The organism is Devosia beringensis (assembly GCF_014926585.1).
Classification (GTDB): Bacteria; Pseudomonadota; Alphaproteobacteria; order Rhizobiales; family Devosiaceae; genus Devosia; species Devosia beringensis.
Genome location: NZ_CP045422.1, coordinates 3,095,342 through 3,121,460, shown reverse-complemented (window position 1 = coordinate 3,121,460; position 26,119 = coordinate 3,095,342). Strand labels below are relative to the sequence as shown.

At 64.6% G+C, this 26,119-nt stretch carries 21 protein-coding genes and 1 tRNA gene; 3 read left to right on the top strand and 19 right to left on the bottom strand.

Features of this window, described 5'->3' with window-relative positions; all coding sequences use genetic code 11:
• Positions 1-290 precede the first annotated feature (290 nt).
• Positions 291-5,465 carry an apolipoprotein A-IV repeat region-like domain-containing protein gene (locus GDR53_RS15170; RefSeq protein ID WP_193335295.1) on the top strand — a complete coding sequence of 1,725 codons (5,175 nt, stop codon included), beginning with the start codon at positions 291-293 and terminating at the stop codon, positions 5,463-5,465.
• Between the two features lie 144 nt (positions 5,466-5,609).
• Here the strand turns inward: GDR53_RS15170 and GDR53_RS15165 are convergent, their stop codons facing one another.
• The 6 genes from GDR53_RS15165 to acs all read right to left on the bottom strand — a co-directional run bounded on the left by GDR53_RS15165 (position 5,610) and on the right by acs (position 13,477).
• A complete protein-coding gene (locus GDR53_RS15165; RefSeq protein ID WP_193335294.1) occupies positions 5,610-6,797 on the bottom strand; it encodes an MFS transporter in 1,188 nt (395 codons plus the stop codon).
• A 90-nt stretch (positions 6,798-6,887) separates the two neighbouring features.
• Positions 6,888-8,063, bottom strand: a complete 1,176-nt coding sequence (locus GDR53_RS15160) for an MFS transporter (protein WP_193335293.1) — start codon at positions 8,061-8,063, stop codon at positions 6,888-6,890.
• 87 nt (positions 8,064-8,150) lie between these two features.
• Positions 8,151-9,203 (bottom strand): glycosyltransferase family 4 protein, encoded by a 1,053-nt coding sequence (locus GDR53_RS15155; RefSeq protein WP_193335292.1) that lies wholly within the window; start codon positions 9,201-9,203, stop codon positions 8,151-8,153.
• An 87-nt stretch (positions 9,204-9,290) separates the two neighbouring features.
• Positions 9,291-10,091, bottom strand: coding sequence for a UDP-2,3-diacylglucosamine diphosphatase (locus tag GDR53_RS15150; protein ID WP_193335291.1), 801 nt, complete (start codon positions 10,089-10,091; stop codon positions 9,291-9,293).
• A 101-nt stretch (positions 10,092-10,192) separates the two neighbouring features.
• On the bottom strand, positions 10,193-11,254 hold the full coding sequence (locus tag GDR53_RS15145; protein WP_193335290.1) for a glycoside hydrolase family 3 protein: 1,062 nt from the start codon (positions 11,252-11,254) through the stop codon (positions 10,193-10,195).
• 276 nt (positions 11,255-11,530) lie between these two features.
• Positions 11,531-13,477 carry an acetate--CoA ligase gene (gene acs / locus GDR53_RS15140; protein WP_193335289.1) on the bottom strand — a complete coding sequence of 649 codons (1,947 nt, stop codon included), beginning with the start codon at positions 13,475-13,477 and terminating at the stop codon, positions 11,531-11,533.
• 190 nt (positions 13,478-13,667) lie between these two features.
• Between acs and GDR53_RS15135 the strand changes: the two genes are divergently transcribed.
• Positions 13,668-14,234 carry a hypothetical protein gene (locus GDR53_RS15135; protein WP_193335288.1) on the top strand — a complete coding sequence of 189 codons (567 nt, stop codon included), beginning with the start codon at positions 13,668-13,670 and terminating at the stop codon, positions 14,232-14,234.
• A gap of 9 nt (positions 14,235-14,243) precedes the next feature.
• On the opposite strand, the gene GDR53_RS15130 is transcribed toward GDR53_RS15135, so the two are convergent.
• The 5 genes from GDR53_RS15130 to GDR53_RS15110 form a co-directional block, all read right to left on the bottom strand.
• Positions 14,244-15,566, bottom strand: coding sequence for a lipopolysaccharide biosynthesis protein (locus GDR53_RS15130; RefSeq protein WP_193335287.1), 1,323 nt, complete (start codon positions 15,564-15,566; stop codon positions 14,244-14,246).
• Entirely contained in the window at positions 15,563-16,735 is a 1,173-nt protein-coding gene (locus GDR53_RS15125) for a lipid II:glycine glycyltransferase FemX (protein ID WP_193335286.1), read from the bottom strand. Before GDR53_RS15125 ends, GDR53_RS15130 begins: the two co-directional genes overlap by 4 nt.
• A 119-nt stretch (positions 16,736-16,854) precedes the next feature.
• Positions 16,855-17,550: a YjbE family putative metal transport protein gene (locus GDR53_RS15120; RefSeq protein ID WP_193335285.1), complete on the bottom strand. Its 696-nt coding sequence runs from the start codon at positions 17,548-17,550 to the stop codon at positions 16,855-16,857.
• Between the two features lie 239 nt (positions 17,551-17,789).
• Positions 17,790-17,865, bottom strand: a tRNA-Lys gene (locus GDR53_RS15115).
• A 227-nt stretch (positions 17,866-18,092) separates the two neighbouring features.
• Positions 18,093-18,299 (bottom strand): hypothetical protein, encoded by a 207-nt coding sequence (locus GDR53_RS15110; protein ID WP_193335284.1) that lies wholly within the window; start codon positions 18,297-18,299, stop codon positions 18,093-18,095.
• A 401-nt stretch (positions 18,300-18,700) separates the two neighbouring features.
• Here GDR53_RS15110 and GDR53_RS15105 point away from each other — a divergent pair, with 401 nt between their 5' ends.
• Positions 18,701-19,804 (top strand): pyridoxal phosphate-dependent aminotransferase, encoded by a 1,104-nt coding sequence (locus tag GDR53_RS15105; RefSeq protein WP_193335283.1) that lies wholly within the window; start codon positions 18,701-18,703, stop codon positions 19,802-19,804.
• On the opposite strand, the gene GDR53_RS15100 is transcribed toward GDR53_RS15105, so the two are convergent.
• The 8 genes from GDR53_RS15100 to GDR53_RS15070 form a co-directional block, all read right to left on the bottom strand.
• Positions 19,801-20,745 carry an endonuclease/exonuclease/phosphatase family protein gene (locus GDR53_RS15100; protein ID WP_193335282.1) on the bottom strand — a complete coding sequence of 315 codons (945 nt, stop codon included), beginning with the start codon at positions 20,743-20,745 and terminating at the stop codon, positions 19,801-19,803. The genes GDR53_RS15105 and GDR53_RS15100 overlap by 4 nt on opposite strands.
• Before the next feature lie 92 nt (positions 20,746-20,837).
• On the bottom strand, positions 20,838-21,287 hold the full coding sequence (locus GDR53_RS15095; protein ID WP_193335281.1) for a GNAT family N-acetyltransferase: 450 nt from the start codon (positions 21,285-21,287) through the stop codon (positions 20,838-20,840).
• 53 nt (positions 21,288-21,340) lie between these two features.
• Positions 21,341-22,900, bottom strand: a complete 1,560-nt coding sequence (locus GDR53_RS15090; RefSeq protein ID WP_193335280.1) for a 2-isopropylmalate synthase — start codon at positions 22,898-22,900, stop codon at positions 21,341-21,343.
• A 113-nt stretch (positions 22,901-23,013) separates the two neighbouring features.
• The gene (locus tag GDR53_RS19890; RefSeq protein ID WP_269802196.1) at positions 23,014-23,139 is read right to left on the bottom strand and encodes a hypothetical protein; all 126 of its coding nucleotides are present in this window, start codon (positions 23,137-23,139) and stop codon (positions 23,014-23,016) included.
• Between the two features lie 82 nt (positions 23,140-23,221).
• Positions 23,222-24,049 (bottom strand): glycerophosphodiester phosphodiesterase family protein, encoded by an 828-nt coding sequence (locus GDR53_RS15085; RefSeq protein ID WP_193335279.1) that lies wholly within the window; start codon positions 24,047-24,049, stop codon positions 23,222-23,224.
• A 70-nt stretch (positions 24,050-24,119) separates the two neighbouring features.
• The gene (locus GDR53_RS15080) at positions 24,120-25,004 is read right to left on the bottom strand and encodes a PhzF family phenazine biosynthesis protein (protein ID WP_193335278.1); all 885 of its coding nucleotides are present in this window, start codon (positions 25,002-25,004) and stop codon (positions 24,120-24,122) included.
• A 9-nt stretch (positions 25,005-25,013) separates the two neighbouring features.
• A complete protein-coding gene (locus GDR53_RS15075; protein ID WP_193335277.1) occupies positions 25,014-25,505 on the bottom strand; it encodes a heme-degrading domain-containing protein in 492 nt (163 codons plus the stop codon).
• 2 nt (positions 25,506-25,507) lie between these two features.
• Complete coding sequence (locus GDR53_RS15070; protein ID WP_193335276.1) at positions 25,508-25,978, bottom strand: GFA family protein; 471 nt, start codon at positions 25,976-25,978, stop codon at positions 25,508-25,510.
• Positions 25,979-26,119: the final 141 nt, after the last annotated feature.

The following is a 26,119-nucleotide window of genomic DNA, read 5'->3' as shown; positions in this document are numbered from 1 at the left end:
ATGGCCAGGTGAACACCTGATTAAGCCACATCTTCGCCTTGCTTTGCCGCTCCTGATGGCCCGGCGCTTCCCCAGAAAATTAACCTATGGGTAAGATTCCGTTCGGTTTGGTTCAAATTGAATGTATTAATGGGCTTTAAACCAGCGCGCGGCGGCGAGGGTTGCGGGCAATCGGTGGCTTTTGCATCGAATTGTTCCGGTTTGACCACGGCCCCTTCAACGGGTCGGGGACATACTTCTCCTTAAGTCCGCCTTGTAGCTGCCAAGCCGACGCGAGAGTTGTAAAGAGTATGGCGAAGAACCCGACCCCCACGAACGATCCCGCCGCGCTGGCATTCTCCGCCGTTGAAGATGCCCTCAAGGAATCGGTGTTCAATATGGACAACGCCGCCCAGCAGGCCAGTGAACGCAAGGTGACCGATGCCGGTCGCAGCGAGCGGCTCCGCGCCGCCGACAAGATCGCCCAGCAGGCCGGTGCCGTCGCCAATGACGATCGCTTCCCGACCTCGAAAATCCTCTACAGCCTGCACAATCGCTCCTCCTCCGCGCCGATCTGGATCGCCGTCCTGGTCTCCATCCTCTGGCTGGCCATTTCCGGCGCCGGCGGCTGGCTGCGCTATGGCAGCCAGCTGAACAACCTGCCCGGCTTTATCGGCACCATCGACTTCATCGGCCTGGCCGCCATCATGGTCGTGCCGGTACTGGCCTTCTTCGGCATTGCCACGCTGTTCCGCCGTGCCCAGGACCTGCGCAACGCCGCCTCCTCGATCACCCAGGCCGCCATGCGGCTGGCCGAGCCCGAAGTGACCGCCGCCGACAAGGTCGCCTCGGTCGGCCAGGCCGTGCGCCGCGAGGTCAATGCCCTGGGCGATGGCCTCGAACGCGCTCTGTCGCGCGCCGGCGAGCTCGAAGTGATGATCCACAACGAGGTCACCGCGCTTGAGCGCACCTATTCGGACAATGAATCGCGCATGCGGGCGCTGATCGCCGAACTGGCCAGCCAGCGCGAAAGCGTGCTCACCAATACCGACCGCGTGCGCGAGGCCATTACCGAGAGCCATACCGGCCTGGTCTTTGACCTCGACATGATCAGCCAGCGCATTTCCGGCACCATCGTCGAAAGCGGCGGCAACCTCACCCGTGCGCTCGAAACAGCCGGCAATACCCTGACCAGCGCCTTTGGCGACCGCACGGAGAGCTTTGTCTCGCTGGTCGATAATCGCACCACCGATTTCATGTCCGCGCTCGACCAGAGCACCGGCCGCCTGTCGCTGACCTTTGAGGACCAGACGGCCAATATGGCCCGCACCCTCGACGAGCGCGCCGACCACCTGACCGCCGGCGTCGACAGCCGCATCAATGCCCTGACTGAGGCCCTCGATGGCCGCGCTGGCCAGATCGGCGACAGCATCGACCAGCGCACCCGCCTGATCGAGGAACGCACCGCCACCTTCACCACCGCCTTTGAAGACCGCAGCATGACCATTGCGGGCCTCATCGAGTCCGGCACCGATCGCCTGTCCACCGCCTTTGACGAGCGCACCAGCACGCTCTCCAACCTGCTCACCGACGGCGGCACTGCGCTGCTCAACCAGCTGCAGGATCGCGGCCACGAAGTGACCGGCGGGCTCGACATGATCGGCCAGCGCATTGCCGAGGATATCTCCTCCCGTTCGCGCGAGGCCGAGGTGCTGCTCAGCGCCCTCACCCGCCAGCTCGATGAATCGGTGTCCATCCAGCTCAATGCCATGGACAGCCGCATGCAGTCGGCGGTCATCGAGATCAATGGCGCGCTGGACGACACCTCCGAACGCGCCCGCATCACCCTGGCCTCGGCCGGCCAGGACACGCTCAGCCAGTTCGATACCAAGCTCAGCGAGATCACCAGCATTCTCGATGCCCGCCTCAGCGCCCTCGATGGCGTGGTCGGCGACAAGGGCGACAACCTGATCGCCCGCCTCGAGCAGCAGGGCACCAGCTTTGCCGCCCGCGCCAACGTGCTCGAAATGGCGCTGAACGAGGAATCCGGCCGCTTCAACGACGTGGTCAGCGAACGCACCCGCGAGATGAACGAAGTGCTCGGCGCCCGCACCAAGGCGCTGACCGAGACCCTGAGCAATCGCAGCCGCGAAATCGCTGAATCGCTCGAAGGCCATGCCGGCGTCATTGCCGAGGCACTCGACGACCGCACCAAGGCACTCGACACCATCCTGGCCACCCGCGCCGGCGAGCTGGGCAGCACCATGCAGACCCATGCCGAGCAGCTGGACCAGACGCTCGACGCCCGGGCCCGCGATTTCGGCGAGACCATCCGCGTGCGCAGCCAGGAACTGGGCGAGGCCCTCAGCGGCAGCACCAGCGCCTTCGACCAGGTGATCGCCGGCCGCACGCAGCGCCTGGCCGACACCCTGTCGGAAAAGACCATTGCCATGACGCTCGAGATCGACTCGCGCTTCGGCCACGTCGCCAACCAGCTCGAAGAGCGCACCAGCAGCCTCGTCGAACAGGTCGGCACCAGCACGGCAGCCATTGCCGGCGAGCTCGACACCCGCAGCGTCGAACTGCGCGCCACCCTTGATGGCGGCACCCAGCAGCTGGCCCAGGCGGTCAATACCCGCACCCAGCAGCTGTCCGAGGCGCTCAACGCCCGCACCGAGGCCCTGGGCGACACGCTGGCGACGCATACCGCCTCGATCAGCGAAACCATCGGCATGCGCACCACCGAACTGGCCGACACCATTACCCAGCAGGGTGACGAAGCGCGCGCCAAGATCGACCTGACGCTGCGCGATGCGACCAATACCATGAGCGAGCACGTCAACTCGATGTCCGAGATGATCGTCACCAAGGTATCGGAAGTGAACGTGCATCTCGGCGAGGGCCTCGACAGCGCCATTGCCCGCATGACCGATGCCGAGCACGGCGTCAGCGCCCGCATTGAATCGGCCTCGCTGACCGTGGGCGAAAGCGCCCGCAAGGCCGCCGACCTGATCGAGAGCGGCGTCAATTCCGCCCGCCAGGCCATTACCGAAATGGTCGACAGCCGCCTGGGCACCCTGCCCGAGGCCATCACCGCCCGTGCCGATATCACCGCGGACCGCCTCTCGGCGCTCAATGCCTCGATCAATACCTCGATCACCCAGTCGATGGCCGACCTCGAAGCCGGCGCCGACCGCATCGAGGAAACCATTGCCACCCGCATCACCGCGGCCACCCAGAATATCGCCACCGATATCAGCAACACTGCCAACCACATGGACGGCGCGGTGCGCGCCGCGCTCGACCAGATCCGCGTGGCGGCCACCGAGGTCGACCAGCTGCTCAGCGTCAAGGCCGTGGGCGCCGTCGACCAGATCGAAAGCCGCCTGAGCAGTATCAACCGCTCGGTCGAGGAGCACACTAGCACCTTCGCCGACCTGGTCACCGTCAAGTCCGAAGAGCTGCAGACCGCGCTCAACAGCCATGGCAACCTGCTGCGCAACGCCTTGGGCGAGAATGCCAAGGAAGCCGAGTCCATCATGGCGGTCTCGACCTCGCGCATCCTCACCGATGTCACCGCCGCGCTGGGCAAGCTCAACGACTCCAACCTGCTGCTGCAGCGGGTGCTCGACGCCTCGACCGCCAACCTGGCCAACCTCGAAACCAGTGTCGCCCAGCAGACCTCGACCTATTCGGCCACCGTGCGCGAGGCTATCGGCCAGACCGAACAGGCCGGCTCCATGGTCAGCCAGCATGTCGGCGCGCTGCAGAACACCATTCGCGGCATGGTCGACGAGTTCTCCTCGATCCTGGGCAAGCTCGACGCCGAGACCACCAACATGTCTCAGGCCACCAATGCCCTGGCCATCACCAGCGACCAGGCCATAGGTAATCTCGAAGAACGCCGCGGCGCCATGGATTCGCTGGCCCAGAGCTTTGCTGCCCGCGCAGACGATATCGACGGCCGCATGCGCCTGTTCGCCCAGTCGATCGCCGACACCGTCAACGATACCGAACGCCGCCTGATCGGCGCCCGTCGCGCCATGGACGAAGCCCTGTCAGCCACCAGCAATACCGTCGCCGAGACGCTCGAACAGACCACCGGCACCATTACCGAGGCCATCCGCACCTCGACTAGCAATGTCAGCGACGCGCTCTACACCTCCAATGAGCGCTTCAACAACTCGCTCTCGAGCAATGCCGCGCAGATGGACAATGTGGTACGCCGTGCCGCCGACGCCGCTGCTGCTGCCCTCGAAGAAAACGCCCATCGCATCAGTGACGTGCTGGCCTCGACGGCCGGCAATGTCACCGATGTGCTCAACGCCACCAGCGGCACGCTGGCCGAGACGCTCAACGACAGCTCATCCTCGGTCCGCCAGGCCATCAGCCTCAATACCGGCCAGTTCCGCCAGGCGCTGGACGAAACCGCCGGCCAGGTTACCGAACGCCTTGGCCAGTTCCGCGGCACTGCCGACGCCGAAGGCCGCCGCGCCAGCGCCGCCCTGCAGGCAGCCCAGCAGCAGATGATCGTGGAAATGCAGAGGGCCATCGAAGAGGCCACCCAGCGCTTCAACGACACGGCCCAGGCCATGCGCGAGACAGCCCGCGAAGTGGGCAGTGAGCTCGAAGCCACCCGCGCCGAACTGGCCCGCGGCGTCAACGAACTGCCCGAGGAAACCCGCGCCAGCGCCGCTGCCATGCGCCGCGTCGTGGCCGAGCAGATCGAGGCACTCAGCGAGCTCAACGCCATCGTGCGCAGCCAGCCGGCTACTCACGATGTCAACGATCGCCGCGGCACCCCACCGCGCCTGACCGCCCGGCCCGAGCCCCGCCAGGAGACACGTCCCGAACCGCGCCAGGAACCCCGCCGCGAGACGCCCGTCTATCAGCCGCAGCGCCAGCCCGAGCCGGCCCGCGACAGCTACCGTGCCGAACCGGCCCGCCAGACCCTGGCCGATCCGATCCGCACCCTCGAGCGGGCGCCTGAGCCCATGGACATGCCCGAGCCACCGCTGCGCCAGCCGCAGCCGGTGCGCCAGCCCGCACCGGTCGCCACCGCACCGGAAGCCGCGCCTGATGAAGGCGGCTGGCTGCGCGACGTGCTGCGCAATGCCACGGCCAAGCAGCAGAGCACCCAGCAGATCCAGCCAGGCCTGTCCGGGCTGAGCGAAGAGATTGCCCAGGCGATCGACGACGCCGCCCTGGCCGATGCTTGGGCCCGCTATCAGGCCGGTGAATCCAATGTGTTCTCGCGCCGTATCTACACCCTGGCCGGCCAGGGCACCTATGACGACGTGCGCAAGAAGCTGCAGCGCGACCCGGAATTCGCGCGCACGGCAACGGCCTATATGAGCGAGTTCGAGCAGCTGCTGAAGCGCGCCGCTTCAGGCGCCCGGCCCGCCGCCGAGACCCGCGAGCACCTGCTCTCCGATCGCGGCAAGGTCTATACCACCCTGGCCCATGCCAGCGGCCGCCTCGCCTAAGTCAGCAAGAGACCCACGAAAATCAAAAGGCCCCGGGGAACCGGGGCCTTTTTCTTTGTGTCAGGCACTGGTCATCCGGCTGCTACCTCTTCCCCATGAACCGAAACTCCGTGGGGGATCCATGGCCCGGGCGCCCTGCCCGGTTCAGCTGTCCCTGGTCGACTGCAGCTGCAGGGAGCCCCAGATGCAGATCGCGCCGACAAGGGCGACCAGCGCCGCGATCAGATAGGCCTGGTTGCCGACGAGGCCAATTACCCAGCCAAAGCCGATCAGCGCGATCACCGACATCACCTGCTGCGCTACGGTGAAAAGGCTCTGCGTCTCGGCGGCAATATCCTCGCTGGTCCAGTTGGCGATGAAGTGCACGCAGCCCAGATAGCCGATGGCAAAGGTGATGCCATGGGTCAGCTGCAGTGCCACCAGCACCGGCACCGGTGGGGCAAAGGCCATGGCGATCCAGCGCAACACCGATACCCCGGCCGAAATCAGGATCATGTGGCGCGCCGACAGGCGACCGCCAAAGCGGCGCCAGAGGAACATCATGCCCGCCTCCGAGGCAGAGCCGAGCGCAATCAGCGGCCCGATGACGTCTTCCGATATGCCCTGTTCCTTCCACAGCAGCGCGCCAAAGCCGTTGAGAAAGATATGCGTGCCGAACACCATGGAAAAGCCGACCAGCGGCAGGAAGAACCAGGGCTGCACGATGATCTCGGCCAGCTTGCCGGCGGCCGGCAGCGTCGCCGCGATGGTCGGCTGGCCTAGCGGGGCCCGGAAGGCCGGCAGCTGCAGGGCGACCCCGGCGCGCAACAGCGCCAGCCCGACAAACAGCGGCACGAAGATCGCCGAGCCGAACCAGACCACCAGGAACCCCGTCAGCACGTTGAACAGCATATAGCCCAAAGTGCCCCAGGCGCGGATGGTGCCGAAATCGCTGCCATTACGACGCGTCATGCGCATGGCCGCGGCATCGAGCACCGGGCCGATGGCGCCACCGGGCAGGCTGCACAGGGTCCAGAACAGCAGGATGCCCCAGAATTCATTGACGAAGAGCAGGCCGATCGGGACGATGCCGCCGATCAGGGCGCCGATCACGATCACCTGCCGCCAGTCGCTGGCCTTGTCGGCCACCCGCCCCACCACCAGGTTGAGCAGCAGGATGATGAGCACCGGCACGGCGTTGATCAGGCCGATCTGCTCGGTGCTGATGCCCTTTTCGCTCAGCCAGATCGGCAGAAACACCACGGCGGCGCCTGGCCCCATGAAATAGGTGAAATAGAACGCCGTGGTGCGCTGTTCAGGGGTCAGGCGCGCCGGGGCCGGGGTGAGCAACATGGGGGTAACTCAAGGTTCGACCCGATCGGGAAAACCCGCTGGGCAGTCAGGCCGGGACACCATGCCCCAACCTGTCGACAGAGGGCGCGATCACGCATCCTTGGGCGGACGAATGCGCAGCGACACCAGCACGCAGACAATGGCCAGCACGGCAACCACCGAGGAGGCGAAGAAGGCATAGCTGCCGAACCGCACCACCAGCCAGCCAAAGCCCGCCAGCCCCAGCACCGCCATGCCCTGGTTGAGCATATTGGCAAAGCCCTGCGCCTCGGCGGCGTTGGATTCGTCGGTCCAGTTGGCGATGAAGTGCACCACGCCGAAATACCCCACGCCAAAGCTGATGGCATGCAGCATCTGCACGAGGAACAGCACTTCCACCGGCGGGTTGAACGCCATGGCGGTAAACCGCACCAGCGAGGCAATGCAGGCCGCCAGGATCATGTTGCGCGCCGTGATGCGGCCGCCAAAGCGGCGCCAGGCAAACATCATGACGGCCTCGCCGGTGGCGGCAATGGCCAGCAACGGACCGATATAATAGTCCGGAATGCCATTCTGGTGCCACAGCAGGCCACCAAAGCCGCCGATCAGGGCATGACTGGCATTGATCAGCGCAAAGGCCACCAGCGGCAGCACGAACCAGGGCTTGAGCGAGTCGCGCAGCTTGGTGGGGATGGTCGCGGCCAGCGTCTTGGCCTGTTCGGGCGCCCGGAACTGCGGCAGCAGCAGGCTGAGCGCAGCGCGCAGCAGCGACATGGCCACGAAGAGCGGCGCAAAGGCATAGGCGCCGAACACGGTGATCAGCATGCCGATGCCACCCGCCCCCACCACATAGCCCACCGTCGCCCAGGCGCGCACGGCGCCGAAATCGGTGCCATTGCGGCGCGTCATGCGCACCGAGGCCGCGTCGATGATGGGCGGAATCGAGCCGGTGCACATGGTCACCAGCGACCACACCAGCATGATGCCCCAGAACTCGTTGACGAAGAACAGCCCGAACGGCACCGCCGCGCCCACCATGGACAGGATGATGATGACGCTGCGCCAGTCCTTGGCGCGGTCTGCCAGGCGACCGACCAGCGTATTGATGGCCAGCAGGCACAGCATAGGGATGGAATTGATGATGCCGATCTGATCGGCCGGCAGCCCATGCTCGCTCAGCCAGATGCCCAGAAACACCGAACTGACGGCGCCCGGCAGATAGACGGTGAACTGATAGAGGGATGCGCGCGCCTCGGGGCTCGCCAGACGCGCAGGAAGCAGAGACATGAAAGGTAGACTCCGGGCAAATCAGTGCCCGGAACCTTGGTGACTCGGCGCGTCCGACAACGCAAGCCCTCTGTTGCAACGTTGCGTTCAGCCCGTGGCAGCCAGACGCCGCTGCAGCGGTTCAAGTGCATCGCGCAACTGCCGGGCACTGGCCGCCCAGGTGAACAATTCGCCATGCCGGCGGGCATCCTCGCGGCGCAGCGTCAGGGCGCGGGCCACGGCCACATTGAGGTTTTCATGCAATGCGCCGGCCCGCTTGTCGCTGAGTACGTCCAGCGGCCCGGTGACCGGCAGCGCCGCCACCGGCGTGCCCGAGGCCAGCGCCTCGGTGATGACATTGCCGAACGTGTCGGTGCGACTGGGAAAGACCAGCACATCGGCGCTGCGATAGAGCTCGCCCAGTTCCTCGCCATGGCGATAGCCCATGAACACCGCGTCGGGAAATTCGCGCATCAGCCGGGCACAATCGGGCCCGTCACCCACGACGATCTTGGTGCCGGGCACCTGGAGCCTGAGAAAGGCTTCGACATTCTTTTCCGCTGCGACGCGGCCGACATAGAGCAGATGCGGACCTGGCAGATCGGTGAAGCGGGTCTTGGGGCCGGGGTGGAAGCGCTCGCCGTCAACGCCGCGTGTCCAGAGGCCGAGGCGGACAAAGCCGCGGGCGATGAGGTCATCGCGCAGCGAAGGCGTCGGCACCAGGGTGCGCGCCGCCGCGGCGTGGAACCAGCGCAGATAGCCATAGCTCCACTCCGCCGGCACCGGCACGCGCATGGCCAGATATTCGGGAAAGCGGGTATGGAAGCTGCTGGTGAAGCCCAGGCGCCGGTCGATGCAATATTGTCGGGCCAATAGGCCCAGCGGCCCTTCGGTGGCGATGTGGATGTGGTCGGGACCGACAGCCTTGATCTGGCGCGATACCGCACCGAGGCTCGCCAGCGAGATGCGCACCTCCGGATAGCTCGGCACCGGCAGCGTCCAGAACCGCTCCGGCGTGAGGTAATGCACCTCATGGCCGGTGCGGGTCAGCTCCTTGCCGACGCTCTCAAGAGTACGCACCACGCCGTTGATCTGCGGTCGCCACGCATCGGTGACGATCAGCAGGCGCGGGGAAGACGAAGCTTGGACCGGATAGGACATAGCAGCACCGCCACAGGTTCGATTGTCCGAACAATCTCCCCCGAGTCCAAGTCGGCTGCGTGAACGCTCTGTGACGGTTGTTTGACGCTAGCTGGCGGCCCGGCGCAGGCGGAATTTGCGCGGCTCGCCGGCCACCACCATTTCGGTCCACTTGATCAACTCGAACGCCCCTTCGGGGGTTTCCACGATCGCCGTGCAGCTTTCGACCCAGTCGCCGGTATTGATGTAGTGGATGCCCAGCCGCTCATGCATGGCGGCAAAATGGATATGGCCGCAGATCACCCCGTCGACGCCCGATTCCTTTGCCTCGTGCACCAGGGCTTCCTCGAAGCGGCCGATGATCGAGACGGCATTCTTGACCTTCTGCTTGGCCCAGGCGCTGAGCGACCAGTATTGCAGGCCAAGCCGGCGGCGCACCCAGTTGATGGCGATATTGACGCGGAGCGCCGCGTTATAGGCCCAGTCGCCGACATGGGCGAGCCACTTGGCATTCATCACCACCACGTCGAACTGGTCGCCATGAATGACCAGATAGGTCTTGCCGGTGGCCGTGGTATGCACGGTGCGATCGACGAATTCGATCTCGCCGAAGAACGTGCCCAGATATTCGCGCAGGAATTCGTCGTGATTGCCGGGCAGATAGATCACCCTGGCGCCGGCATTGGCCTTGTCGAGCAGCAGCTGCACCAGCACATTGTATTCATTGGGCCAGTGCCAGGCCTTGGCCAGGCGCCAACCGTCCAGGATGTCGCCGACCAGATAAATGGTCTCGGCGTCATGGGCGCGCAGGAACTCAATGAGCTGCCCCACCCGGATCGGCTTCATGCCCAGGTGTACGTCCGATATGAACATGGCCCGGACCTGCCGGACCTCGCGGTCATCCGCCATCAAGCAACGACTCCTGCTTCGTGGGGCGGACTTTATCTGCGCTTTGCCCGCGAGGGAACCTTTGGCACAGAGAAGGTGGGGAAACCAGCCGCGACCGCAGATCAGTCGCCGTCGGCCTGGCTGGCCTTGAGCGCGACGATGCGGGCATAGCTCTGCTCTATCCGCGCGGCAAAGGCCGGGTCGGCCTTGGCCTCGGCCAGCAGGATGTCGAGAATTTCCTGGCCCAACCCGGCATGATACTTGGCCGTATTGGAGAACAGCAGGATATCCATGCCGGCCCGCACGGCCTGCGTCACGGTCTCTTCCAGCGTGAAATGGTCGCGAATGGCGCCCATCTCGAGATCATCGCTGATCACCACGCCGTCATAGCCCAGCTCGCCGCGCAGCACGCCATCGATCCACTGCACCGAAAGCGACGAGGGCGTCTGCGTGCCGGCGTCGGTATAATCGGCATGGTAGAGGTGACCCACCATGACCATGTCCACCGCATCGGCGGCCAGCAGCCTGCGATAGGGATCGAGCTCGGATTTCTGCCAGGTCGTGGTGATATCGACAAAACCCTCATGGCTGTCGGCTGTCGAGGAACCATGGCCGGGAAAATGCTTGAGCGCCGTCAGCAGGCCGGCGGCGTGGTGGCCCGCGATGAAGGCCGCGTCATAGTCGGCGACCTTTTCCGGATCGGCGCTATAGGCGCGCCCGAACCGGGCGATGACCTGATTGTCCGGGTTGAGGTTGACGTCGGCTACCGGACCAAAATTGACGGTAAAGCCTAAAGCGGCGATGGCGCGCGCCATGCGGGCATAGATCGCCTCGGCCTGAGCCGGGCTGTTGCTGGCAGCGACGGCGGCGGCGCTCGGGATCTCGGCAAAGCCGACATCCTTGGTCAGCCGCTCGACCGCCCCGCCCTCCTGGTCCAGGGTGATGAACGGCAACAACTCGGGCGACGCCGCCCGGAAGGCCGCATTCATCTTGCCGACGGCGTCCAGGCTCTTGATATTGGTCTTGAGCAGCATGACGCCACCCAGCCGTCCGGCGGCCAGCTCGTCGCGCAGCGCCACCACGGCCGAATCATCGACATCGTCGCCCTGGAAACCCACCACGATCATCTGGCCGACCATCTGCTCCAGGCTTGCCGCACCGGCCATGCCGGGGAGCGTGAGCATCAGCAATACTGCGTATAGAACGCGGACAAAAAAGGATTTCACAGGCCAATCCAGATCAGAATCACCGCTGCACGGTGCATTTGAATTCGGTCAAAACAGTGCCGCCGTTCAAATTATTGCCTCGGCGGCACTTAGGGGGCTGATATGACATGAAAAAGATGTAATTCTACTGGCGGGCGACTTGGAGTGCGGGCCGTTCTTCAACCTTCCGGTTCGCGATGCCGTTGCCTTTGATCGGGCGGAGATCTTGGGGTCTCCGCCCGTGACTTTGTCGGCCTAGCGATTCTGCCGGTTGGCCACCAGATCGTCGACCACGCCGGGGTCGGCCAGGGTCGAAGTATCGCCCAAAGCAGCAAAGTCGTTCTCCGCCACTTTGCGCAGAATCCGCCGCATGATCTTACCGCTGCGCGTCTTGGGCAGGCCGGGCGCCCACTGGATCAGGTCCGGCGTCGCGATCGGTCCGATTTCCTTGCGCACCCAGTTCTTGAGCTCGATCCGCAATTCGTCCGAACTGGCTTCGCCTGCCATCAGGGTGACATAGCAGTAGATGCCCTGCCCCTTAATATCGTGCGGATAGCCCACCACGGCGGCCTCGGAGACCTTGGGATGGGCCACCAGCGCGCTTTCGACCTCGGCCGTGCCAAGGCGATGCCCGGATACGTTGAGCACGTCGTCGACGCGCCCGGTGATCCAGAAATAGCCATCCTCGTCGCGCCTGCAGCCGTCACCGGAGAAGTAGTAGCCCTTGTAGGTCTCGAAATAGGTCGAGACGAACCGGCCATGATCGCCCCAGATGGTACGAGCCTGGGCCGGCCAGCTATCGGCGATGGCGAGGACGCCCTCAGCCTTGGTCTGGGTCTGCAGCTTGCCCTCGGGCGACAGCACGATCGGCTTGATGCCAAAGAACGGTACCGTGGCCGAACCGGGCTTCTTGGCCGTCGCGCCGGGGAATGGCGCGATCATGTGGCCACCGGTTTCGGTTTGCCACCAGGCGTCGATCACCTCGCAGCGGCCCTTGCCGACCTGGTTGTAATACCACATCCAGGCTTCCGGATTGATCGGCTCGCCCACCGTGCCGAGCAGGCGCAGGCTGGGCATGTCGTGCTTGTCGACATATTGCACCCCTGCCCCCATCAACGCGCGAATGGCAGTTGGCGCGGTGTGGAAAATGTTGACCTTGTGCTTTTCCACCACCTGCCAGAGCCGGCTGGCATCGGGATAGGTGGGAATGCCCTCAAACATCACCGTGGTGGCGCCATTGGCCAGCGGCCCATAGACGATATAGCTGTGCCCGGTAACCCAGCCGACATCGGCCGTGCACCAGAAGATTTCGCCGCGCTGATAGTCAAAGCTCAGCTCATGCGTCAGCGCCGTATAGAGCAGATAGCCGCCCGTGGTGTGCAGCACGCCCTTGGGCTTGCCGGTGGAACCCGAGGTATAGAGGATGAACAGCGGGTCTTCCGCATTCATCGGCTCGGGGTCGTTGAACGGCTCGACGCCGGCGGCGGCCTCATGCCACCACACGTCGCGGCTGCCCTTCATGGCCACCGCAGCGCCGGTATTGTGCACCACCAGCACCTTGGACACGCCGGGGCAATCCTCGAGCGCCTTGTCGACATTGGCCTTGAGCGGCACGGTCTTGCCGCCACGACGACCTTCATCGGCGGTGATCACCACGGCCGAGTCGCAGTCATTGATGCGGCCGGCCAGCGCGTCGGGCGAAAAGCCGCCAAACACCACCGAATGCACCGCGCCGATGCGGGCGCAGGCCAACATGGCATAGGCGGCTTGGGGAATCATCGGCAGGTAGATAGTGACGCGGTCGCCCTTGCGGACGCCCAACGACTTCAGGACATTGGCGCAGCGGCAGACTTTTTCGTGCAGCGTGCGATAGCTGATATGTTCGGATGGAGCATTCGGATCATCGGGTTCCCAGATGATTGCGATATCGTCGCCGTGCTCGGCCAGATGCCGGTCAATGCAGTTGGCGGCGACATTGAGCACGCCATCCTCGAACCACTTGATCGAGACGTCCGGATACGCGAACGTGGTGTTCTTGACCTTGGTGGGAAACCTCACCCAGTCCAGGCGCTTGGCCTGTTCACCCCAGAACCCGTCCGGATCGCTGATCGAGCGCTGGTACATTTCATTGTACTGCGCCGCCGTCGTATGGGTGCGTGCGATCGCAGCCGCACTTGGCTGGAATACGAGCTGCTCGCTCATACTATCCTCCCTTATCTCTCCCACACCCGTTCTACTGACCCACCCTGCACCCGGCAAGGGCTTGACCATGCGACTAATTAGGTATGTCCCGTCATTGGCATTAGCCCCGGTGTTAACTGCATGCGGCAAGACGCCTTCGGCTTTGCCTGCGAATTTGCTAGAATTGCCCCTTATAGTGGGGAACTGCATCATGGCCGAAATGACCATCCGGGCCGCTACGCCCGCCGACATTGATCTGATCCACAAAGAGCTGGTCGATGTGATCGCCACCTCGCCCCACTACAACGACCGCTTCAAGGCCCATGAGTCGGCGCGGCTCAACAAGGTCTTCCTGCGCAATCTGATGGCGATCGATCCCTGGCACATCATGATCATGTGCGCCGACGGCGTGCCCGGTGGCGCCATGGTATCGGGGCCGGAAACCGGCTCGCTGTTTCGCTACTGGAGCTGGGTCTTCCCCTCGCACCGCCAGACTAAGCTGGGCATGTTCGGCATGCGGGCCTTTGACGCACACTGGGACAATGGTCGGTTCCACAAGGCCTATACCTTCGTGCGCCCGGACAATGAGGTCGCCCGCATGCTGCTGCGCCGCTATGGCTATGCCGAGATCTGCCTGCTCGAGCAGCACATTTTCGGCCAGGATTACCTGCTGATTGGAAAGACCTATACCAAGGTGAGCGACGACTATGACAGTGGCGTCAATATAGGCCGCCTCGGCCTGCTGAAGAAGCGCCTTGCGGGCCTGGTCGGCGCCTGAGTCCTGCCCCTAGGCGTTGACCGCGTCGGCCCGCCGCGTCCGGAACCACTGCAAGATCGACACATCGAGCTTGGCTGTGCGCAGCGCAATCCACCACAGCCCCACCGACCACACGGTGATAGCGATGAGCGCGCTGAGCGCGGCGCCCATCAGCCCCAGCGGCGGCACCAGCAGGCTATTGCCGACCACCAGCGTAACCACGGCCAGGGCCACCGAGGGCAGGCTGGCATAGGGCCGGTCGTGAATGGAGAGCACCAGCGAGGCCGGTCCCATCACCGAGCGCACCACGAGGGACAGGGTCAGCACGGCAAGCGGCGCGGCGCCGACCGCAAAACTGGGGCCGAACAGCATCAGCGCAAACGGCCCGCCAATCAGCATCAGGAGGAACAGCACGATGGACAGGCCGCTGGCGACGAAATTGGCCTCCCCCACCTTGCGGTTGAAGGCGAGCCGATCGTCCTTGGCTTCGCTCTCGAACATGTCGGGCAGGGTCACCGCATAGACGGCGGCCACGCCGAACGAGATCAGGGCAAAGATGCGGGTGCAGACGCCGAACACCGCCAGCTCCTCGCGGCTGAGCGATTGGCTCAGCAGCAGCAGGTCGATGTCAAAAAAGAAGTCCGTTGCCAGCGAAATCAGCACCCATGGCAGGGCAAAGCGCCACCAGCGGCGCGCTTCGCCCGCCCGCAGCGGCGCCGTATCGGGCACACCCCGGAGCGAGGTGACGGTAATGCCCACCTGCACGAGGGAAACCACGACAAAGCCGATGGCGACGCTCCACAGCATGGTGGCCAGGCCCTGGCTCGGCGCAGCAAAGCCCATGGTGCCGACAAACGCTCCGATCACCAGCATGGGGCGGAAGATGGCATCGGCAAAAAACCCTGCAAAGGGGCGCTTGAGGCCCACCAGAATGGCGCCGCTGACAAAGACATTGGCCGCGGCAAAGGCCATCAGCGCCATCGGGATGAAATGATGCGCCACCGCGCTATTGCCCAGGCCGAGCAGGTCCAGCACCAGCGGTCCGCCCAGCAGCAGCAGCACCAGCACACCCAGCACATGGCCATAGGCCCAGCCGACAAAGACATGCAGCTGCCGACGTTCGCCCCGCGCCCGGTATTCGGAGGTGAAATAGGTGCCCACCGTGCTGAAACCGAGCGGCATCACCATGGCCACCAGATTGACCGTGGCCATGACCACCAGATACTCGCCCAGCAGCTCGGCGCCCCAGATGCGGGCGATCAGCGCTTGCGCCACAAAGATCAGGCCGGCGCCACCCAGGCGGGCGGCAAAGATGATGCTTGACTGCGAGGCGAGGCGTCGCTGCAGGCTCATTGACCCGCCTCGTCGCCGCCCGAGCGCGTCTGGGTCGGCAGGGATTTGGGGTTGCGCCAGCCACCCACCACGCGCTTGACCTGGTGCAGGCCGTCGCGCGCCGCAAAGGCGGCCGTGCCGGCCAGCATGGCCAGCCGGTTGCTGGCATAATTGGCCACCGGCGGCACCGGTTCGATCACCCCGGCTTCGCCCACCATGCCCTTTTTGAACTGATGCAGCCCCTGGAAGCCGTCGGTACCGCCCAGATCGTACCAGCCGGCCCGGGTATGGTCGCGCAGCCAGCGGATGATGTGCCAGTGCATGAAATAGCCTGCCCGCAGCGGCAGCGCCTGATCATTGGTGGCGCCATAGAGATAGACGGCCCGGTCGCCGGCCGTGAAGATCAGCGCGCCAGCCACGACAACGCCTTCATGGCGCACGAAGAACAGCTCGGGCCGCAACCCGTCATCCAGCGTCATCAGCGAGGCGACGCTGTCATAGGCCGAATGGTCGGCAAACTGCTTGCGATCGCTCATGGCCGTATAAAGCAGGTCGAATTCGGGCAGGCGCTCGGGCCCGGCATGTTCAAAGCTCAGCCCGGCCTTTTCGGACTTGTTGAGGTGATAGCGCCACTTCTGGTGCAGGCTCTTGCGCTGCGCCGCATCGTCGAGCCGCAGATTGACAATATAGCGGCTGGGAAACATCAGCGCCGAGCCGCGCTTGAAGCCGCGCGCTTCCAGATAGGCATGGGGCGCGTTGACGGGCGTCACGGCGGCCCAGGCCAGCACCGAGATCATGTGGCCGCGCCGGTCGGCATAGTCGGCAATCAGCGCCTCGACCATGCCGGCATGGATCGCCGCGGCGTCGGGGCGGGAGATGTCCTTGCGCATCGGCCCCCATTTGGAGACCGCGATATGACCCAGCCGCAGCGGCAAGGGCTGCACCATCATCAGCGAGCCGCCCACCACCTCGCCATCGAGCAGAAACAGCATGGGTTCATGCTGCACCGAGGGCCAGCGCGCCGCAGCAAAGGCATAGAGCTGTTCCTGGCAGACTTCGTCGAAAGCGGCGATGGTCCGGTCCCACTCCGCCCCGCTGACCAGAAGGGTTTGCAGTACCGGCAGCGCAGCGGTGATGGCGCGTCCCCTGGGGGGCACATCCGCCTGCGACGCGCTCGAACGATCAGCCATTACCGACATACCTGGTCTTCCCGCACTTGCATTCGTGCGGAAAGCTAGCGCCGGCAGATGAGCAAATCCCTATTGTGGCAAGGGATTGGCGACAAAACGCCGGCTGTGGTTACCAAAGCCTAATGCGCGGCGATGGCAGCGGCATGCGGTGTGTAGAGCAGCGGAATCTCCGGCAGGGCGACAAACATGCCCAGCCCTTCAAGCGCCATGCGGACGGCCACGAACAGGATGATGACCAGACCAACCCAGGCGATCCAGCGATGCTTGTGCAGCAGGCCGGCGATGAAGGTGGCGGCAACGCCCATCATCACGACCGACAGGGCCAGACCGATGATCAGGGCTTCGAAGTGATGCGCGGCGGCGCCGGCCACAGCCAGCACATTGTCCAGCGACATCGAGACGTCGGCAATGATGATCTGGATGACGGCCTGGCGCAGCGTCTTGCGGGGCGCCTTGCCGGCCACGCTGCCATCGGCATTGGTATCGTGATCTTCGAGCGCTTCCTGCGCTTCTTCTTCCTGTTCATGCGAGGTGGTGAGCTCGCGATACATCTTCCAGCATACATAGAGCAGCAGCACGCCGCCAGCGATCAGCAGCCCGCCGCCCAGCGCCAGCAATTGCGTGGTGATGAGGGCAAAGAAGATGCGCAGCACAGTGGCGGCAAGAATGCCGATCAGAATGGCCTTGCGACGCACATCGCTGGCGAGGCCGGCCGCCGCCAGACCAATCACCACTGCATTGTCACCGGCCAGAACCAGATCGATCAGGATGACTTGAACAAGCGAGCTGAGAAAACTCGGATCGATGCCGAACATGCGAAGGCCTCATTGCAGGGCTGAATACTGGCAAGGCCTATAGCGCCGCGGCAAGCCACTTAAAAGGGCCTCACGCTGCCGATCCACGAAAGTATGAGGAATTCCGTCGGTTTACGGGCGCGCCGACAGCTTGGTGACAGGCTTGCCGGCTTACTGCGCCCTCAAGCGCCAAAGCCATGCCGACGCGGCATCCTGGATGATCAGGACCCGCATACCGAACATGGCAAGGAGAAGGACTTTGGTGGGCGAGCACGGATTCGAACCGTGGACCCGATGATTAAGAGTCATCTGCTCTACCAGCTGAGCTACTCGCCCCCGTTTGGGGTGTTCCAAAGTAGGCGCTCTCTAGCAAAGGGATTCCGTGCTGTCTAGCGCCTGCGAAAACTTTCGTCATCGACGCCGGCTGCAGGCGGATGAAAACCCCGCAATCGGGGGATAAATGTTTGGAAGAAAACCGCTTTCGGCACGAGAGCATGCGGCGGTCTGGCTACGCCGTCGGCCGGCGCCTGGCGAAAAACGCCCGAGGTGGCGCCGGCATCGGACTAGTGGTGGTGCGCGGAACGGGCCCTGAAGGCTGCAAAATCCAGCACATTATCCTGGTGGTCGGGTGCGGGAAGCGGGATGTCGTCGATCAGGCTGATGGTGCGCTCAACAATGTTGAGCAACTGGCGTGATCGGCTATCGGATCCCCGCAATATGGCGGCGGCCTGTTGCAGATGGTCCCGCGCGAGGAGGTAGGTTGTCGGCATTGCACGAGCTCCTTGAGGATTTTGGGGTAGTCGCGTCAACCAGATGACGCACCCCCTAGACTGCCTCTGCATAGTTTCACGAAACCTGCCGCAGACCCGACAATTTGAATAAAATACCACCCAAACCAAGACTTCAGCCAAAGCCCCGCCGCACAGTCCCCTCCCGGCTATGTAAAAAATACCGCCTGTGTATAACTATATGGGGCGACAAAATAAACGCTGGCTTTGTCGATTACTTCCACGCAAGAATTATGTCATGTGGGACTGGCCAGACATCATGATATAGTTGATATGATCCTCGCTGGTGACAATTTCACCCTTTTGCCACATTTATCCCGGCTCTGGGTAGGCGCATTCGCCCCCGTTAGGCTGGATGCGCCATACCCCTGAAAGGCGATCCATTGTCCCGCCCCGACCTTGCCCCGCTTGCGGCCGCCCTGCCCGAATCGGTGCCCTTCACCGGCCCCGAAGCGCTGGAACGGCGCCGCGGCCGGCCCTTCCTGGCGCGCCTGGGGGCCAATGAAAATCCGTTCGGCGCGGCGCCATCGGCCCTGGCGGCCATGGCAGACGCTGTCGCCGAAAGCTGGAAATATGGCGACCCGGAAAATTACGACCTGCGCCAGGCCCTGGCGCGCCAGCTCGGCATTGCCAGCGACGCCATCGTCATCGGCGAGGGCATTGATGGCCTGCTCGGCCTCGCCATCCGGCTCTATGCCCCGCCGGGCAGCGCGGTGGTGACCTCGCTGGGCGGCTATCCGACGCTGAACTACCATGCGACCGGCTTCGGCGCCCGCATCGTCAGCGTTCCCTATCGCGATCATGCCGAGGATCTGGCCGGCCTGGCCGCCATGGCCCGGCGCGAATCTGCCGCCGTGGTCTACCTGGCCAATCCCGACAACCCCATGGGGAGTTGGCACAGCGCCGCCGCCGTCGCCGAATTCATCGATGCGGTGCCGGAACAGACGCTGATCCTGCTCGACGAGGCCTATGGCGAATTCGCTCCGCCGGGCACGCTGCCGCCGCTCGACACGGACCGGCCCAACCTGCTGCGCCTGCGCACCTTTTCCAAGGCTCATGGCATGGCGGGTCTGCGCTGCGGCTACGCTCTGGGCGAGAGTCAGACGATTCGCGCCTTCGAGCGGGTGCGCAACCATTTCGGCGTCAACGCCGTCGCCCAGGCCGGCGCCGTGGCCGCCCTGGCCGCGCCGGAACACCTGGCGGATGTCCTGGCGCGCACCGCGACCGCCCGGACCCGCATCGCCGACATCGCTACCGCCAATGGCCTTGTGCCCCTGCCCTCGGCCACCAATTTCGTTACCATCGATACCGGCCGCGATGCCGCTTATGCGGCAGCCCTGTTGGCAGCCTTGTCCGACGAGGCCATCTTCATCCGCAAGCCCATGGCACCCGGCCTGGACCACTGCATCCGCATCAGCGTCGGTTCGCCCGCCGCGCTTGATCTGCTGGCCGAGGCTCTCCCTCGCGCCCTGTCAGCCCTTGCCTAGGGCGCTTCGCGCAGGCTGATTCCGGCCAGCAGGGCGCGATGGTTCGAGCCATAGCTGTTGGGGGCCGCCTCGATCGTATCGATCAGCAGGTCGCCGCGGGTGAACATATTGTCGATCGGCACGCCCAGCGCCCCTGCCCGCACTGGCCAGGTCGCCGGATAGAACGGTGGCGGCGCCAGGTCGAGTGCTGCGCTGAGCTCGACCATCTGATTGGACCAGGCCGCGGCGTTGAAATCCCCCGCCACGATCAGCCGGCCCTCAACCCGGCTGAGCACCCGGCCGGCGCGGTTCAGCTCCATCCATGAGGCTTCGTCAAAATAGGGCTTGGACAGGTGCACCGCCGCAATCGTCACCGGCACCCCGTCAATCACCGTGCCGGCAAAGGCCAGTCGCTGGCGCTGAAACGGATACATTACGACCATCTGGGGATCGAGCAGCGGCGTCCGCGAGAATATGGCAAGGTCGCAGTCCTGCCGGTCGGTGCAGCCGAACCGGTACGGCAGCACCTTGGCAAGGTCGTCGAAATAGGCGGCGATCCCCGACGTCTCCATGGTCACCGCGATATCGGGCGCCTGGCTGATGATGAAATCGGCTGCCGCCCGCCCCTCGCGATTGGCCAGAACGTTGAAGCTGAGCACCTTGATATTGGCCAGTGTCGCGCCGGTAACGGCATCGCGGCGTGCCATGCCGTCGAGGATCGGCTGGGCCCCCTGCCCCACGCTGGCCAGCATCAGCACAACTGCGAGCAGCCCGCGCCAACGTGCGCCACTGAGCACCAGCAGGATCGCCAGCGGCACGCCCAGCGCGGCTAGATGAAAGCGCAGGCTTTGGAGCAGCTCGATCCCGGGCACGCCGCTCGGTACGCTGACCAGCACCAGTGCCAGGCCAAAGGCAAGCAGGCCCGCGGTCGCCATGCCGCGCAGTTCAGCCGTCAAGATCATGCGCGACTCCAGCGTCAATCGGCTTCACTGGTGCCGCAATTGGCCAGAGGGTGCAAGCAGACTGCGAGCAGACCAGTCATGCCGCCGCCCGGTCAGAGGAACTTGCGCATCTGGATGCTGTCGCTGCCAATCCCGACCAGTTCTGTCGGGTCCCAGGCATGCCGCAGCCAGCCGGACTTTTCATAATAGCCGACGGCTGTTGGCGCCGCATTGACCAGCGCGGTATGGGCGCCAAAGGCGCGGGCGCGATCCGCCACCATCTCTCCCAGCACGCGGCCATGGCCAAGACCTTGCGCCGACGCCGTGACGGCAACCATCCGGAACACACAGGTACCGTCGCCGCGGATATCAAGGCGCGTCGTGCCCACCGCCCTGCCGTCAAGCTTGAGCAGATAATGGTGCTTACCCGGCGTGTATTCGTCCGGATAGTTCTCCTGGTAAAGGCCGTGCCGCCCGCGGGCCTCGAACAGTTCCTGCCGGCGGATGGCGTGATAGTCGCGCCAGTCCTGCGGCTCGGTCACCTTGTCCAGCGTATAGGTCATCTGCTCCCTCCCCGCCCCGGCCCGCGACGGGTCGGGGCAAGAGGCCTTCCAGATTATCCCGCCAGCGCGCCCTGCGCCGCAGCGCCGCGCTCGATCAGCAGGCGATTATAGGCATTGAGATAGGCCCGGGCCGAGGCCACCAGCGTATCGGGCTCGGCCGCATTGCCCGAAACGATGCGGCCATTCATTTCCAGGCGCACATGGGCCGAGGCCTGCGCATCGGTGCCGCCGGTGACGCCATCGACGGCATAGAGCACCAGGTTCGGCTCCTGGCCAACGCCCTGTTTGATGGCATTGAAGATCGCGTCGACCGAGCCGGTGCCCTCAAAGCTGACGCTGGTTTCTTCGCCATCGATGCTCAGCGTCATGTCGCATTTGTGCACGCCGCCGGTCTTGGAGATCACCTCCATATCGACCAGCCGGATGCGGTCGCCCACCGAGCCGACCTCGTCATCGACGAGCGCCACGATATCGGCGTCGTAGACATGCTTCTTGCGGTCGGCCAGATCCTTGAAGCGCACAAAGGCCTCCTGGAAGGCATTGTCGCCCAAGTCGTAGCCCAGCTCGCGCAGCTTGTCCTTGAAGGCGGCGCGGCCGGAATGCTTGCCCATCACCAGCGTGGTCGCCTTGATGCCGACGCTGGCCGGCGTCATGATCTCATAGGTCTCGGCATTCTTGAGCATGCCGTCCTGATGAATGCCGCTCTCATGGGCAAAGGCATTCTTGCCCACGATGGCCTTGTTGTACTGCACCGGGAAATTCGCCGCCGCCGAGACGATCTTGCTGGCACGGGCGAGATGGGTGGTCTCGATCTCGCTGTGATAAGGCAGCACGTCGCCGCGCGTGCGCAGCGCCATCACCACCTCTTCAAGCGCGGCATTGCCGGCCCGTTCGCCCAGCCCGTTGACCGTGCATTCGATCTGCCGGGCGCCACCGGCCACACCGGCCAGCGAATTGGCGACGGCCAGGCCCAGGTCATTGTGGCAATGTACCGAAAAGATCGCCTTGTCAGAGTTTGGCACGCTCTCGATGATGGTCTTGAACATGGCGAAATGTTCGTCCGGCACGGCATAGCCCACCGTGTCGGGCAGGTTGATGGTGGTGGCACCAGCGCGAATGGCCGCATCGACGCAGCGCTTGAGGAATTCCATGGGCGTGCGGGTAGCGTCCATGGCCGACCATTCCACATCGTCGATCAGGTTGCGCGCATGGGCCACGGTGCGCGAGATGATCTCGATCACCTCGTCCTCGGTCTTTTTCATCTGATGCGCCAGATGGATCGGCGAGGTGGAAACGAAAGTGTGGATGCGGCCCTTCTGGGCATGGCGCACCGCCTCGCCGGCGCGGTCGATATCGGCAGTAATGGCGCGGGCGAGGCCGGCCACGGTGGCGCGCTTGACCTGCTTGGCCACTGCAACAACCGCCTCGAAATCGCCATTGGAGGCAATCGGAAAGCCGGCTTCGATAATGTCCACGCCCATCTCGTCGAGGGCTTCGGCAACCTGCAGCTTTTCTTCCAGCGTCATGGTCGCGCCGGGCGATTGCTCGCCGTCGCGCAAGGTGGTGTCGAAGATGAAGACGCGGTCTTTATTGGTATCGGTGGCGGTGGTCATGCTGTCATTCCTATCAGGCGGCCCGGAGCCAAGCTCTCAGAGGCCGGACATGTGCTGTGCGGCGTGTGGCATAATCCCCTGACGACCCGCTCGAAAACTCGAGCTGCCGGTGATCAGGGGCTGATAAGAAGGAGGAGCAGGGCGGCGAGCGGCAGCAGCAAGCTGGCAGCGATCATCAGGCGGGCCCGCTGGGCGTCGCTCTGGCTGATGGCAATGGCTTGGGCGCGGGAGCGCGGCATGGATCAATTCCTGATGTCTGCCCAGAATGCGCGAAACCGCACTTCCATGCAAGCCCGCTGCCGCACTATTATGAGCAAATGCCTACCGGAGCGTCTGCAGGAAGCGCTGCAGCGCCGCCATTTCATCGGTCTGGATGCTGGAAACCCCAGCCGTCAGCAGCGCGCCCCAGATGGCCGCCGGATCCTGCAGCGCCGCCGCGTCGGTAAAGCCGGGCGACGCCACGCCGTTCAGCGTGTTCACCCAGAGCGGAATTTGCGCCGCCGCAAAGCGCTGCTGCAGCGCCGTGACCTGGTCCAGCCTGCTGAAGGACAGCTCACAGATATCGGGTTTGAGACCAAACATCAGCTCGAGCTGGCGCGGTCCGCTGGCCTGCTCGAGCCGGGTGCGGGCGACAAAGGCAATGCCGGGCGACAGCACCGTCTGCTCGACCCAATGGGCATCCGCCTCGGTCGCCACATCGGCCCAGACATCGACCTGCTGGTCGACGCCCATGGCCTGCGCCAGCGCGATGACCTCGCCGATCACGGCGCGGTGCTTGATATCGAGATGGACGAAGATGCGGTCCCGGGTCAGGGCGAAGACGTCCGTCAGCCGGGGCAGCAGCTGCCCGTTAAAGTCATTGTCGATACCGCCGTCACGGTTGCGCAGCGGCAAGCGGGTCAGGTCGGCGCTGTTGATGTCTTCGGGCATGGCAGCGACACTGGCAGTCCGCATCAGGTCATCGTCATGCAGCAGCACAAAGTCGCCATCAGCCGTGCGGCGGACGTCGATCTCGACGACTGTGCAGCCCAGTGCAATGGCCCGCTCGATGGCGAGCAGGCTGTTCTCGGGCGCGTCCCGCCAGTCGCCGCGATGGGCCACGACCGAACAGGGCCGCGTCGTATCGGCCAGAAAATCCTTGTAGCGCATTCGGTCGGAGCTCCCGCTGCGCGGGAGTTAGCACGGCTGACCGACTGTCTGATGACGGCCGTCCGGGCGCTTACTCGCCGAGGTCGAGCTCGCCCTCGCCCACCACAATGGCGTGTCCGCCAATACCGCCATGGATCAGGTGTCCGTCATCCTTGCGGAACTGGATGAGGATGCGGCAGGGCCGGCCCATTTCATGGCCCTGGCGCAGCACCAGGTCACTCTGCCCGCTGGGCGCAGTGTGTTCGGCCAGCAGCCCGATCAGCGCCGCCGCGGCCGACCCGGTACCGGGATCCTCGCCCAGGCCCATGCCAAACATGCGCGCGGCCAGATCGACGTCGTGTTCCTCGGGCGTCTGGGTGAAGACATAGGCCGAGTGGCGCTCGTGGCTGAACACGTCCTTCCACACCGAGCCATTGACGGCCACGCGCTTGAGCACGCCGGCATCGCGCACCGGCACCAGGTGGAACGGCACCCCGGCGCTGAACACGGCCGGCTGGTAATCGCCGCAGCCAATGTCCCCGGCGTCAATGCCCAGCGCCTTGGCCATCCCCGCCACATCGGTCAGCGGCGCCAGCCGGGCCGGCAGCTTTGGCAGGGTAAAGCGGGCCTCGCCGCTGCGCCGATCGAGCTTTTCAAACAGGGCCGTTACCAGCCCGATCTGCTCCTCCATCCGTACCGCCGTGACCTTCTTGGTCAGCCCCAGCACCACGGCAGCGCCAATGGTGGGATGACCGGCAAAGGGCAGTTCCTGATAGGGGGTAAAGATGCGCAGCGCCGCCGTGTTGCGCTCGCCATGCGGCCTGAGCAGGAACACGGTCTCACTGAGGTTGAACTCGCGGGCAATGGCCTGCATTTCGCCGTCGAGCAGACCATCGGCCTTGCTCACCACCGCCAGCGGATTGCCGCGCAGCGGGGTGCGGGTAAACACGTCGAGCAGCTGATAAGGCAGTTTCATCTCGAGCCCCTATTGTGCCGGCAAAGCATAGACCGCTCGGTCCAATCCGAGATGATCGCACAGCGCATCGACGGCAACGCCATGGTCATCCCGCCCGGGCAGGCCCGAAATGGTGAGGCACCCGACAATCCCGGCCTGGGCGACGCGCAGCGGAAAGCCGCCGCCGGCAATCACGTAATCGGCCGGGTCGGCGCCCGACTGCGGCGAAAACGGCGCCTCGCCACGCTCCAGCACCATGCGGTAGCTGGCGCGGGCAAAGCGGCGCACGGTGTTGATCTTGCGGCGCACCCATTCGGCATTGTCGGCGCTGGTGCCGGCGGTGGCGGCAAAGAACATCTGCCGGTCCCAGGTGCGGATATCGACAACCAGCGACAGGCCCTCAGCCAGCGCCCGCGCGCGGATGGCGCTGCCCAGCGCAAAGGCGACGTCATCGTCGAACCGGGGCAGGATCAGTTCCTGCTCCTGCTGCTTGACGCGGGCGATATCTTCGGCTGCGGCCATGGTCATTTGTCCTGCTGGGTAAAGCGCGTCCAGGCGTCGAACAGCGGTGTGCGGTCGGTCGCGCCCTTGGCGAAATTGATCTGCGCCGGGTCGATATGCACCCATGCGGCCTTGCTGTCGGTCCAGATATTGCCCACCGGCGCAGCCCAGTCCATGTCGTCCAGCGTTCCCGCCCGCGCCACCTTGATGCCCGGCGCCGGCGGATCGTTCCACAGCCAGCCATGGCAATGCGCACAGAAATTCATGACAATCACATTGCCACTGTCGGCCACGCGGCGATATTGCGCAATCGTGCCGCTCAGCAGCTCGAAATCGGCGTCCCGCACGATCATCGACATCGACCAGGCGGCGCCTGAATAGCGCTGGCAGTCCTTGCAGTGGCAGTTGTAGACCGAGAGCGGGCTCGCCTTGAGGCGATACCGCGCCGCCCCACACTGGCAACCGCCCTCTACGGGAAATTCCGGCAAGCTCATATTACCCCCACGACTCCGCCCTATCCTGCGCATGGGTTTAGCGCAGTTTCCACCGCGCCAGAAGTCTCTCCGCGCGCGTTCCGAGAGAGCAGCGGGCCGGGCCTGTCCATCGCCCTACGGGCCGCGCCGTTCTCGATCCGC